This is a genomic window from Rhodococcus sp. P4_C10 (assembly GCF_056402135.1).
In genome coordinates this window covers 24,783-36,353 of sequence record NZ_JBFUHZ010000057.1, presented here as the reverse complement: position 1 = coordinate 36,353, position 11,571 = coordinate 24,783, and the positions used below count along the sequence as shown (strand labels likewise).

The 11,571-nt window shown below is 67.9% G+C and carries 10 protein-coding genes and 2 pseudogenes; 4 read left to right on the top strand and 8 right to left on the bottom strand.

The genetic code is table 11. The features are described from left to right. A pseudogene (locus tag AC1DWC_RS24505) lies at nucleotides 1-148 on the bottom strand (steroid 3-ketoacyl-CoA thiolase); the annotation flags it as partial. A 162-nt stretch (nucleotides 149-310) separates the two neighbouring features. Here AC1DWC_RS24505 and AC1DWC_RS24500 point away from each other — a divergent pair. Continuing rightward, nucleotides 311-1,558: pseudogene (locus tag AC1DWC_RS24500) on the top strand (cytochrome P450); the annotation flags it as partial. Nucleotides 1,559-1,622: 64 nt separating this feature from the next. Here AC1DWC_RS24500 and AC1DWC_RS24495 read toward each other — a convergent pair. From AC1DWC_RS24495 to AC1DWC_RS24470, 6 genes are all read right to left on the bottom strand, one after another. Further along, nucleotides 1,623-1,841 (bottom strand): hypothetical protein, encoded by a 219-nt coding sequence (locus AC1DWC_RS24495; protein WP_477912233.1) that lies wholly within the window; start codon nucleotides 1,839-1,841, stop codon nucleotides 1,623-1,625. A gap of 103 nt (nucleotides 1,842-1,944) precedes the next feature. Continuing rightward, nucleotides 1,945-2,358, bottom strand: a complete 414-nt coding sequence (locus AC1DWC_RS24490) for a nuclear transport factor 2 family protein (RefSeq protein WP_477912231.1) — start codon at nucleotides 2,356-2,358, stop codon at nucleotides 1,945-1,947. A gap of 15 nt (nucleotides 2,359-2,373) precedes the next feature. Beyond that, complete coding sequence (locus AC1DWC_RS24485; protein ID WP_477912229.1) at nucleotides 2,374-3,237, bottom strand: TIGR03619 family F420-dependent LLM class oxidoreductase; 864 nt, start codon at nucleotides 3,235-3,237, stop codon at nucleotides 2,374-2,376. 55 nt (nucleotides 3,238-3,292) lie between these two features. After that, nucleotides 3,293-4,468 carry a thiolase domain-containing protein gene (locus AC1DWC_RS24480; protein ID WP_477912227.1) on the bottom strand — a complete coding sequence of 392 codons (1,176 nt, stop codon included), beginning with the start codon at nucleotides 4,466-4,468 and terminating at the stop codon, nucleotides 3,293-3,295. Between the two features lie 2 nt (nucleotides 4,469-4,470). Then, nucleotides 4,471-5,535: a thiolase domain-containing protein gene (locus AC1DWC_RS24475; RefSeq protein ID WP_477912225.1), complete on the bottom strand. Its 1,065-nt coding sequence runs from the start codon at nucleotides 5,533-5,535 to the stop codon at nucleotides 4,471-4,473. A 13-nt stretch (nucleotides 5,536-5,548) separates the two neighbouring features. Then, complete coding sequence (locus AC1DWC_RS24470; RefSeq protein ID WP_477837374.1) at nucleotides 5,549-6,547, bottom strand: Zn-ribbon domain-containing OB-fold protein; 999 nt, start codon at nucleotides 6,545-6,547, stop codon at nucleotides 5,549-5,551. 77 nt (nucleotides 6,548-6,624) lie between these two features. Here AC1DWC_RS24470 and AC1DWC_RS24465 point away from each other — a divergent pair, with 77 nt between their 5' ends. Then, nucleotides 6,625-7,665, top strand: coding sequence for an LLM class F420-dependent oxidoreductase (locus AC1DWC_RS24465; protein WP_477912223.1), 1,041 nt, complete (start codon nucleotides 6,625-6,627; stop codon nucleotides 7,663-7,665). Between the two features lie 143 nt (nucleotides 7,666-7,808). Here AC1DWC_RS24465 and AC1DWC_RS24460 read toward each other — a convergent pair whose 3' ends face one another. Next, nucleotides 7,809-8,633: a crotonase/enoyl-CoA hydratase family protein gene (locus AC1DWC_RS24460; protein WP_477912221.1), complete on the bottom strand. Its 825-nt coding sequence runs from the start codon at nucleotides 8,631-8,633 to the stop codon at nucleotides 7,809-7,811. A gap of 81 nt (nucleotides 8,634-8,714) precedes the next feature. Here AC1DWC_RS24460 and AC1DWC_RS24455 point away from each other — a divergent pair, with 81 nt between their 5' ends. Next, entirely contained in the window at nucleotides 8,715-10,382 is a 1,668-nt protein-coding gene (locus AC1DWC_RS24455) for an acyl-CoA synthetase (RefSeq protein ID WP_477912219.1), read from the top strand. Continuing rightward, nucleotides 10,382-11,494 (top strand): NAD(P)H-dependent flavin oxidoreductase, encoded by a 1,113-nt coding sequence (locus AC1DWC_RS24450; protein ID WP_477912217.1) that lies wholly within the window; start codon nucleotides 10,382-10,384, stop codon nucleotides 11,492-11,494. The genes AC1DWC_RS24455 and AC1DWC_RS24450 overlap by 1 nt, the downstream gene beginning before the upstream one ends. The last annotated feature ends 77 nt before the right edge of the window (nucleotides 11,495-11,571 follow it).

Genomic DNA, 11,571 nt, shown 5'->3' with positions numbered 1-11,571 from the left:
GCTCGACGAGGAGGGGGTCGATGCCCGCCCGCTCGAGAAGTCCGACCTGAACCGCGCCGAGGGTCTCCGCCGCGTGCAGGCCGGACAGCCAACCCCCTCGCTTGCCGATCGGGGTACGGACTGCCTCGACGATTACTGGTGTGCCCACAGCGGGCTCCTTTCCCTCAGTACTCTGAAAGTAGAACAGGTTCTCCCTGAAGGGCAAGGGTATGACGTGCAGACCTTTCCCTTGCGAGGGCTCTGTGATTCAATGTTTATAGAACGTGTTCCACATCACTTGCGGCAACGATCGCGAGGGCAGGAGACAGCAGTGGCACAGCCCAACATTCCCGCGGGTTTCGACTTTACGGACCCCGACATCTACGCACATCGGATCCCCGTCGAGGAGCTCGCGGAGGTTCGCAAGGCCGAGCCGGTGTTCTGGGTCGAGCAGCCCGACGGCGTCGGCGGGTTCAACGACGGTGGCTACTGGTTGGTCACCCGGCACGAGGATATCCGCGACGTCTCGATGCGCAGCGAGGTGTTCTCCACTTGGGAGAACACCGCCATCCCGCGTTTCGCGGACGACATGCAGCGCGAGGCCATCGAGCTGCAGCGCTTCGTGCTGCTGAACAAGGACGCGCCGGAGCACACCAAGCTCCGCAAGCTGGTTTCCCGCGGCTTCACCCCCCGCGCGATCAACGGGCTCAAGGCCGAGCTCAAGGACCGGGCCGAGGCCATCGTCAAGGCCGCCGCTGCGGAAGGTAACGGCGACTTTGTCACCCAGGTCGCGGCGGAGCTGCCGCTGCAGGCCATCGCCGAGCTGATCGGTGTGCCGCAGGAGGATCGCGGCAAGGTCTTCGAGTGGTCCAACCAGATGACCTCGTACGACGACCCCGAGTTCGCCGACATCGACCCGGCTGCCGCGTCGATGGAGATCCTCGGATACGCGTACCAGCTGGCCGAGGCGCGCAAGCAGAACCCGGGCGACGACCTCGTCACCACGCTCATCGAGGCGGACGTCGACGGCGACGAGCTCAGCCCGGAGGAGTTCGGCTTCTTCGTGATCGTGCTCGCGGTGGCCGGTAACGAGACCACCCGCAACGCCACCACGCACGGCATGAAGGCCTTCATGGACAACCCCGAGCAGTGGGAGCTGTACAAGAAGGAGCGCCCGAAGACCACGGCGGACGAGATCATCCGCTGGGCCACCCCGGTTGCTTCCTTCCAGCGCACCGCGCTCGAGGACACCGAGATCGGCGGCGTCGCAATCAAGAAGGGCCAGCGCGTGGTGATGAGCTACGTGTCGGCGAACTTCGACGAGGAGGTGTTCGAGAACCCGGAGAAGTTCGACATCCTCCGGAACCCGAACCCGCACCTGTCCTTCGGCGGCACCGGCGCGCACTACTGCCTCGGCGCCAACCTGGCCCGCATGGAGATCGACCTGATCTTCAACGCGATCGCCGACATCCTCCCGGACATCACCCAGGTCGGCGAGACCCGCCGGCTGCGGTCCGGCTGGCTCAACGGCATCAAGGAGTACCAGGTCGACTACAAGACCGGCGGTTGCCCGGGGCGGGCCCCCCCCGCGCSGGCGCTGCCGTCTTCGTTCCGGTCTACGGCGGCCTCAGCGGCGCAGCCATTCACCCGCGCTCATCGCAGATTTCGCGAAAATCATTGCTGAGCAAGAGGATCCGACGATTGTGCTCCTTGTCGTGCACGGGCGGTGGGCCGACGAAGAGGACCGGCGCGCTGCGGGCCAGCAGCCGGCCGGTCCAGCCGAGCGCGGTCTCGTCGCCGACGCCCGCGACGAAAGAGTCTCCGATGAAACAGATCCGGAGATCTTCCGATTGTCTGTGCACTGAATGCTGTCCTTCCGATCGCCTACGGTCGGACCCCCTGCCGTGAAACGGAAGGGACCGCACCTCGATTGCGAGGTGCGGTCCCTTCCGGCGTTCGTGCGTACTACAGCTTGACGAGCGTCTTCATCGCCCGGTCGACCTCCCAGAAGGCCCGAATCGACTGCAGCTTCCCCTCGGCGTTCACCCGGTAGACGAACACGCCTTCGGCGTCGATCTGGTTGCCCGCCACGACGGACCGGATGCTGCCGATGTAGACCATCTCGTCACCGCAGGTCAGGGTGTCCGCCACGTTGAAGGTCAACGAGTCGGTGTTGGCGATCGTCATGTCGTAGAAGCGGGCGATCGCCTCCCGGCCGTGGTGCCCCTTGCCCTCGGGGTCGAAACCCGAAGGGCCGACCGGATCCTCGACCCAACCGTCCTCCGCGAAGAGGTCCAGCCACTCCGCCTTGCGCTTGCCGCTCGCTGCCGCCTGCGAGGCACGCGACGCGATGCGAGCCGGATGTTCGACGGTCGTCATGATGCTCCCTCGGTCCTAGTTGATGTTCTCGGCGGCGAACTTGCGCAGCGAGTCCTGCTTGGCCTCGAGCGGTCCGTCGAACGGGACGCCGTCGAAGATCCACGGCACCACGATGGTGTCGGTGACCCCTGCGGCGGCGAGTTCCTGGTAGCCGTCCTTGCCGAAGCGGTCGATGCACACCGCCTGGATCTCGAAAGGCTCGTCGGCCCGGCCGTTCTCGGCCCGCAGGTCGTCGAGCTTTCGCTTGGTCTCCACCAGGTCCTTGAACTTCATCATCGCCGAGGTCCAGCCGTCACCCACCCGGGCCGCGCGGCGCAGTGCCACGTCGGTGTGTCCGCCGACGTAGAACGGCACCGGCTTGGTGGGGGCGGGGCTGATCTGCAGCTTGTCGAAGTCGAAGAACTCGCCGTGGTACTCCACCATGCCTCCGGCCAGGGTCAACTTGATGACCTCGATCATCTCGTCGACCCGGGCGCCGCGGCGCTTGAACGGCACGCCGCACCACTCGAACTCCTCAGGTGCCCAGCCGATCCCGACTCCGAAGCCGAAGCGGTTGCCGGTCAGGTTGGCCACCGAACCCACCTGCCGCGCGAGCAGCAAGGGGTTGCGCGAGCCCAGCTTGAGCACGTTCGTGTAGAAGCCGATGGTGGAGGTCGCGGCCCCCATCGCGGCCGCCGCGATCAACGGGTCCACCCACGGCGTCTCGGCGTTCCACATGCGGGAGCCGTCCGGGGTGTACGGGTAGTCGGCGGCGGCCGTCTCCATGTAGAACAGCGAGTCGGGCAGTGCGATGTTGGCGAACCCGCACTCCTCCGCGGTCTGCGCAAGCGCGGTGAGCTGGTCGAGCGGGCTCATCGCAATTCCGACGGTGAACTTCATGACTCATGCTCCTCGGTGGGTGTCAGGGCTACTCGGGTTCGTCTGCGCTCTCGGTCTACTCGGGCTCGTCCGCACCGACGACCCACATCGAGAAGTACTGTGAGCCACCGCCGTAGGCGTGACCGAGGGCCTTGCGGGCATCCTGGATCTGGTGGTCTCCGCCGCGGTTCATCACCTGAATCGCGGCCTCCGCGAAGCGGATCATGCCGGACGCGCCGATGGGGTTGGACGAGAGCACGCCGCCCGACGCGTTGACCGGGAGGCTACCGTCGCGGGCGGTCTCGCCGGCCTCGGTGAGCTTCCAGCCGGTGCCCTCCGCCGCGAAGCCGAGGTTCTCCAGCCACATCGGCTCGAACCAGGAGAACGGGACGTAGATCTCGGCGGCGTCGATCTCCTTGAACGGGTCGGTGATGCCCGCGTCCTTCCACAGGGCGGCGGCGGCGTCGCGGCCGGCCTGCGGGTTGACCTGGTCGCGCCCGGAGAACGTGGTGGGCTCGGTGCGCATGGCGGTGGCGTGCACCCACGCCACCTGGCGGCCGCGAGAGAGCATCGACTTCGCGGTGTCCTCGTCGCCGATCACGATGGCGCAGGCGCCGTCCGAGGACGGGCAGGTCTCGTCGAAACGGATGGGGTCCCAGAGCATCTGGGAGGCCTGCACCGACTCGAGCGTGATGTCGGGCTGCTTGAGGTGGGCGTACGGGTTGATGCTGCCGTTGAGCCGGTCCTTGACCGCGACCATCGCGCCGATGTGGCTGGGCGCGCCGGAGCGGCGGATGTACGAGCGCACGTGCGGGGCGAAGTAGCCGCCCGCGCCCGCGCCGACCGGCATCGTGAACGGCACCGGGATCGACAGCGCCCACATGGCGTTCGACTCGGACTGCTTCTCCCAGGACACGGCCAGCACCCGCTTGTGCACGCCGGACTGGACCATGGAGGCCGCCACGACGCCCGTGGAACCGCCGACGGAGCCCGCGGTGTGCACGCGCAGCAGGGGCTTGCCGACGGCGCCGAGCGCGTTGGCCATCGCCAGCTCCGGCATCATCGAGCCCTCGAACATGTCGGGGGCCTTGCCGACGACGACGGCGTCGATGTCGTCCCAGCTGACCTCGGCGTCGATCATGGCACGGTCGATGGCCTCGCGGACCAGGCCGGACATCGAGACGTCGGTCCGCTTGGCGACGTAGTGGGTCTGGCCGGTGCCGAGGACCGCAGCCTTGTGCTTACCACCCATGATCAGTTACGTCCTTCCATGACCGCGACCAGGTTCTGCTGCAGCGCGGGACCGCTGGTGGCGTGGGCCAGCGTGCGGCCGGCCTCGCCGGTGTGGATCTTGCGGGCGGCGTGACCGATCCGCTCGAGGCCCGCGGAGAAGAGCGGGTTGCCCGAGAGCGGGCCGCCGGACGCGTTGACGGTGACGGACTCCGAGAGCCCGATCGCCTCGGCCAGGATGAGTTCCTGGTGGCTGAACGGCGCATGCAGCTCGGCGAACTCGATGCCGCCGAGGTCGCCGCCCGTCGCGGAGCGGGCCGCGGCCGTGGTGGACGGCGAGACGGTGAGGTCACGTCCGCCGAGGGCGGGGGAGTCGATGATGTGCTCGAAACCGGTGATCCAGGCGGGGTTCTCGCACATGTCGCGGGCGCGGTCGCCGCGGGCCAGAACGATCGCGGAGGCGCCGTCCGTGATCGGCGCGCAGTCGTGTGCGCGCAGCGGGTCGGCGATGAACGGTTGCGCGAGCAGCGATTCGACGTCGTAGTCGCCGGAGAGCTGGCTGAGCGGGTTGTCCTTGGCCGCCTTGCGGCTGCGCACCACCACCTCCGCCATCTGCTCGGGCGTCCACTTGCCGGCGTCGATGCCGGCGCGGGCCTGCAGTCCGGCGACCGACAGCGAGTCCGGCCACAACGGGGCAACCAGGTGGGGGTCGAGCTGCATCGCCAGGATCTGGCGCAGGTTGCCGGCGGAGGACTTGCCGAAGCCGTAGACCAGGGCCGTGTCGACCTGGCCGGTCATGATCTTGATCCAGGCCTCGTACAGGGCCCAGGCCGCGTCCATCTCGACGTGCGACTCGTTGATCGGCGGCACTGCGCCGATCGAGTCGATCGCGGAGATGAACGAGAAGGCGCGTCCGGCGAGGTAGTCGGACGAACCCGAGCACCAGAAACCGATGTCGGACTTCGTGATTCCGAGGGTGGAGTAGAGCTCTTGGAAGATGGGGACCAGCATCTCGACACCGTTGGTGGTGCCTGCGGTCTCACGAACATGGGGGGCCTGCGCGAAGCCGACCACTGCAATCTCTGTCACGGGGTGGGCCTCTCTACAGGTGCTGCTTGTAGGTGTCGTACTCGGCGTCGGGTTCGCCGGTAGGACGGAAGTGGGAGATGGATTCGAGCGTGTAGCCGCGCTCCTCGCGGGGACGCCAGACTGCCTCGACGCGCAGGCCCATGCGCACGTCGGCGGCGTCGATGTCGAGGATCAGGTGCTGGATCGCGATGTCGGCGCCGTCGAGCAGGATGTACGCCGCGACGTACGGCGGCTTGATGCGCTGGCCGAGGAACGGCACGTTGACGATGCAGAACGTGGTGACGGTGCCGCGGTCGGCGACCTCGACCTTCTCCTTGGTCGGGATGCCGTCGGTGGGATTGGCGCCGCGCGGGGGCACGTAGACCTTGCCCGCGGCGTCGGTCCGGCCGCCGAGGATCTTGCCCTCGACGAGACCGCGCAGGTAGTAGCTCTCCTGCGCGGAGGCGGTGTGGGTGTACATCATGTCGACCGGGGTGGTGATGATGGTGACCGGTTCGGCGTCGGAAGGCGCTGCGGCGGTGGTGGTTCCGTCGCCCTCGCCCGGTGCGAAGGAGGCGATGTCCTGGATGTGCCCGACGGTCTCGTCGGCCCAGCGGATGTGCACGCGCATGCCGGTGCTCATCTCGTCGGGGGAGGAGACGTCGACGGCGTGCAGCAGCGAGGTGTCGGCCCCGTCGAGCTTGACCAGTGCCCAGGCGAACGGCCGGTCGAAGGGCTGGCCCGCGATCGGCTCGGAGACCCACGTCCACGACTGGACCGTGCCGACCGGCGACACCTCGACGAAGTCGGTGAGCGGTTCGGCGGTCGCCGGGTCGTACTCGGCGGGCGGCACGTGCACCCGGCCGTCCGACCCGCGCACGCCGACCACGCGATGCTCCCGCAGTCCGTTCACGAATGCGCCGATGGTCGGTCCGACCGAGCGCGTGTAGTTGAACGCCATGTGCAGCGGCGCGCTCAGCGGCCGCTCCTGGCCCGCCGAATCTGGTTCTAGTTCCAGTGAACTCTTCCTCATGGTCACAAAGTCGAGTAGAACAGGTTCTTATTCCACTAGCAATAGTGAGTTCTGATCACCATGTATGGAGGCAGTCGATGAAGCTCGGTTTGCAACTTGGGTACTGGGGCGCGCAGCCCCCCGCCAACGCCCAGGAGTTGGTGGCCGAGGCCGACGCGTCGGGGTTCGACGCGGTGTTCTCGGCCGAGTCCTGGGGTAACGACGCGTTCACCCCGCTGGCCTGGTGGGGTTCGAGCACCGAGCGGATCCGGCTCGGCACCTCGGTGGCGCAGCTGTCCGCGCGTACGCCGACCGGTGCCGCCATGCACGCGCTGACCCTCGACCACCTCTCCGGCGGCCGCGCGATCCTCGGCCTCGGCGTCTCCGGCCCGCAGGTCGTCGAGGGCTGGTACGGCCAGCCCTTCCCGAAGCCGCTCGCGCGCACCCGGGAGTACGTCTCGATCGTGCGGCAGGTGCTCGCGCGGGAGGCGCCGGTGACCAACGCCGGCCCGCACTACCCGCTGCCGTTCCAGGGTGAGGCGGGGATGGGCCTCGGCAAGCCGCTCAAGCCGATCACCCATCCGTTGCGCGCGGACCTGCCGATCTGGCTCGGCGCGGAGGGCCCGAAGAACGTCGCCATGACCGCGGAGATCGCGGACGGCTGGCTGGCGATCTACTACACGCCGCGTCTGGCGCCGATGTACAACGAGTGGCTCGACGAGGGCTTCGCGCGCCCGGGTGCCCGGCGCAGCCGGGAAGACTTCGAGGTCGCGGCCACCTGCCAGGTCGTCATCACCGACGACCGAGCCGGGGCGATCGCCAAGCTCAAGCCGATCACCGCGCTGTACGTCGGCGGGATGGGCGCGGCCGAGGTGAACTTCCACGCCCAGGTGTACACCCGGATGGGATACGGCGAGCAGGTGAAGGAGATCCAGAGGCTCTTCCTGTCCGGCCGCAAGGAGGAGGCGGCCGCGATCGTCCCCGACGAGATGGTCACCGACACGATGATTCTCGGCAACGTCGACGAGGTCCGCGACCAGGTCAAGGTGTGGGAGGACTCGGGCGTCACCATGCTGCTGGTGACCTGTCGGGACGTCGCGCACATGCGTCAGCTGTCCGAGGCGATCAACCCCGCCTGATGTGAGTGGAGCAGGTTCCAGGACTGGGCCCCGGGTCGCCGACCCGGGGCCCGATCCATGGGCCGGGCCAACGAGTGCCCAAGCAAAGACCCCGGCGACTCGGTGCCGAGTCGCCGGGGTCTTGCCTGCCTTGATCTGTACCGCTACTTGCCCTGGAACTTCGGGGCGCGCTTCTCGGCGAACGAGCGCGGGCCCTCCTTGGCATCGTCGCTCCTGAACACCTCGGCGCCGATCTCAGCCTCGAGCTTGAAGGCGTCTTCCTCGTGCATGCCCTCGGTGACGCGGATGGTCTTGAGGATCGCCTGCACGGCGATCGGGCCGTTCGCGGCGATTGCCTCGGCGATCTCGAGTGCCTTGGACAAGGCCTGTCCGTCGGGGACGACGTGGCCGATCAGGCCGAGTTCCTTGGCCTCGGGTGCCGGGACGTTGCGGCCGGTGAGCAGGATCTCGGCGGCGACGGTGTACGGGATCTGGCGGACCAGGCGGACCGCGGAACCGCCGAGCGGGAAAAGTCCCAGCCGGGCCTCGGAGACGCCGAACTTGGCGCTCTCGCCGGCCACGCGGATGTCGGTGCCCTGCAGGATCTCGGTGCCGCCGGCGATGGCCGCGCCCTCGACCGCGGCGATCAGCGGCTTGGTGAGCCGACGGCCCTTGAGCAGCGCCGGCAGCTTGGTCAGGTCCATGCCGCCCTTGACGAACTTGTCGCCGGGGGCGTTCTTGTTCATCGCCTTGAGGTCCATGCCGGCGCAGAACGTGCCCCCGGCGCCGGTGAGGATCGCGACCCGGATGTCGGGATCGGCGTCGACCTGGTCCCAGGCCTCGGTCATGATCGCCATCATTTCGCTCGACAGGGCGTTGCGCGAGTCCGGCCGGTTCATCGTCACGATGAGGACGTGACCGCGCTTCTCGACGAGGCAGTGCGGCGACTGTTCCGAAATGTCGGAAACTTCGGCTGTGGTGGAGGACACTTAATTCGCTCCCGATCTCGTGTGAGGTGGGTCTCAAACTGACCCTTGCATGAAACGGTAACACGTTCTATTTTGTTGGATGTGGCCCTTAATATCGCAGACTTCGTCGAGCACTCCGTTGACCTGAATCCCGACCGGGTGGCGCTGATCGACAGCACCCGTGAGTTCACCTTCTCGCAGTTGGAGGCGCGAGCCAACCGCCTTGCCCACTACCTGCAGGAACGCGGTGTGAAGCCGGGCGACAAGGTGGGCATCTACTCGCGGAACACCATCGAGGCCATCGAGGCCATGGTGGCGGTGTTCAAGGCCCGCGCGGTGATGGTCAACGTGAACTACCGCTACGTCGAGAACGAGTTGCAGTACATCTTCGAGAACTCGGACATGGCCGCACTCATCGTTGAGCGTCGCTACATCGACAAGGTCGCCGCCGTGGCGCCGAAGACCCCGCTGCTGCGCACCGTGGTGGTCGTCGAGGACGGCACCGCCGTCAACGATGTCGCCAGCTGCGCCTCCGAGAACTGCGTCGCCGTCGAGTACGAGCAGGCGCTGGCGGAGGGCTCGCCCGAGCGCGACTTCGGCGAGCGCAGCCAGGACGACATCTTCATGCTCTACACCGGCGGCACCACGGGCCTGCCCAAGGGTGTCATGTGGCGCCATGAGGACTGGTGGCGAGTGCTCGGCGGCGGCGTCAACTTCGTCACCGGTGAGGTCGTCGAGGACGAGTGGGAGATGGCCAAGGTCGGCGCCGCGAACGCCCCGATGGTCCGCTTCCCGATCCCCCCGATGATCCACGGCGGCTCGCAGTCCGCGGTGTTCCACAGTCTCTTCGGCGGCGGCACGCTCGTCATGCACCCCGAGTTCGACGGCCACGAGGTGTGGCAGGTCATCGACAAGCACAAGATCAACCTCATCTTCATCACCGGTGACGCCATGGCCCGTCCGATGCTCGACGCGCTCGTCGCCGGCAACCCCGAGACCGGTGAGCCCTACGACCTGTCCTCGCTGTACGTCATCGCCTCCAGCGCCGCGCTGTTCTCGCCGGTGCTCAAGGAGCAGTTCCTGGACCTGCTGCCGAACCGCCTGCTCACTGATTCGATCGGGTCCTCGGAGACCGGCTTCGGCGGCCTGAGCGTGATCGCCAAGGGCTTCGAGCACTCCGGCGGCCCGCGCGTGAAGATCGACGCCGCGACCGTGGTCATCGACGACGACGGCGTCCCCGTCGTTCCCGGCTCCGGCCAGGTCGGCCTGCTGGCCCGCCACGGCCACATCCCGCTCGGCTACTACAAGGACGAGGCCAAGACGGCGGAGACCTTCAAAACCCTTGGCGGCGTGCGCTACTCAATCCCCGGTGACTTCGCCAGGGTCGAGGAGGACGGTACCGTCACCATGCTGGGCCGTGGCTCGGTCTCGATCAACAGCGGCGGAGAGAAGATCTACCCCGAGGAGGTCGAGGGCGCGGTCAAGACGCACGACGCGGTGTTCGACGCCCTCGTCGTCGGCGTCCCGGACGAGCGCTGGGGACAGCGGGTCGCTGCGGTTGTCGCCGTGCGCCCGGACGTCGAGCGGCCGACCCTGGACGAGATCGTCCTGGCCTGCCGCAAGGAGATCGCCGGCTACAAGGTGCCGCGCAGCGTCTGGTTCGTCGACGAGATCAAGCGCAACCCGGCCGGTAAGCCGAACTACCAGTGGGCCAAGGAGCAGACCGCACAGCGCGAGGCGGACGACAACTACTCCAACGGGAACTCCTGATGCGTAACGCCCTGGCCGAGAAGTTCGGCATCGAGTACCCGATCTTCGCGTTCACCCCGTCCGAGCACGTGGCGGCGGCGGTGTCGCGGGCCGGCGGGCTCGGTGTGCTCGGCTGCGTGCGGTTCAACGACCCCGAGGAGCTCGAGGCCGTCCTCACCTGGATGGACGAGAACACCGACGGCAAGCCGTACGGCGTCGACATCGTCATGCCGGCCAAGATCCCGACCGAGGGTGCGGCCGTCGACCTGGACAAGCTGATCCCGGCCGAGCACCGTGCGTTCGTCAACCGGACGCTCGACGAACTCGGCGTTCCGCAGCTGTCCGACGACGTCGAGCGGGCGACGGGAACCCTCGGCTGGCTGCACTCCGTGGCCCGCGCGCAGGTCGACGTCGCGCTCCGGCACCGTCCGGCGCTGATCGCGAACGCGCTCGGTTCGCCACCGAAGGACGTCATCGACGAGGCGCACGCGCACGGGGTGCCGGTCGCGGCCCTGGCCGGCGCGGTCGGTCACGCACTGAGCCACGTTGCCAACGGCGTCGACATCGTCATCGCCCAGGGCTACGAGGCGGGTGGCCACACCGGTGAGATCGCCTCGATGGTCCTGGTTCCCGAGATCGTCGACGCGGTGGGTGATTCCGCCACCGTGCTGGCCGCGGGTGGTATCGGCAGCGGTCGGCAGATCGCGGCGGCGATGAGCCTCGGCGCCTCCGGTGTGTGGATGGGGTCGTACTGGCTCACCGCCGCGGAGTACAAGCTGGGCAGCGCCGCCGACGGGACGTCGGCAACGCAGCGTGCGCTGCTCGCCGCGACCTCGGGTGACACCGTTCGCTCGCGGATCTACTCGGGCAAGCCGGCTCGCCTGCTCAAGACCAAGTGGACGGAGGCCTGGTCCAAGCCCGGCGCACCGGACGCGCTGCCGATGCCGCTGCAGAACTTGCTGGTGGCCGAGGCGCACCAGCGGATCGTCGCCTCGGAGGATCCCGAGGTGGTCGCGATGCCGGCAGGCCAGATCGTGGGGCGGATGAACGAGATCCGGCCGGTCGCCGAGTCGATCGCCGAACTGGTCGCCGAGTTCGACGCGACCGTCGAGCGGCTGGCGAAGCTCAAGTAGGTTCCCACGCCCCCGGGCGTGGACAGTGAAGGCCACACACCGAAGGCCGGGTACGAATCTCGTACCCGGCCTTCGGT

What these genes read in the sequence shown, in the direction of transcription:
- AC1DWC_RS24470 (WP_477837374.1), bottom strand. Translation starts at nt 6,547, where the DNA reads ATGAGGAAGAGTTCACTGGAACTAGAACCAGATTCGGCGGGCCAGGAG.
- AC1DWC_RS24490 (WP_477912231.1), bottom strand. Translation starts at nt 2,358, where the DNA reads ATGACGACCGTCGAACATCCGGCTCGCATCGCGTCGCGTGCCTCGCAG.
- AC1DWC_RS24465 (WP_477912223.1), top strand. Translation starts at nt 6,625, where the DNA reads ATGAAGCTCGGTTTGCAACTTGGGTACTGGGGCGCGCAGCCCCCCGCC.
- AC1DWC_RS24485 (WP_477912229.1), bottom strand. Translation starts at nt 3,237, where the DNA reads ATGAAGTTCACCGTCGGAATTGCGATGAGCCCGCTCGACCAGCTCACC.
- AC1DWC_RS24480 (WP_477912227.1), bottom strand. Translation starts at nt 4,468, where the DNA reads ATGGGTGGTAAGCACAAGGCTGCGGTCCTCGGCACCGGCCAGACCCAC.
- AC1DWC_RS24450 (WP_477912217.1), top strand. Translation starts at nt 10,382, where the DNA reads ATGCGTAACGCCCTGGCCGAGAAGTTCGGCATCGAGTACCCGATCTTC.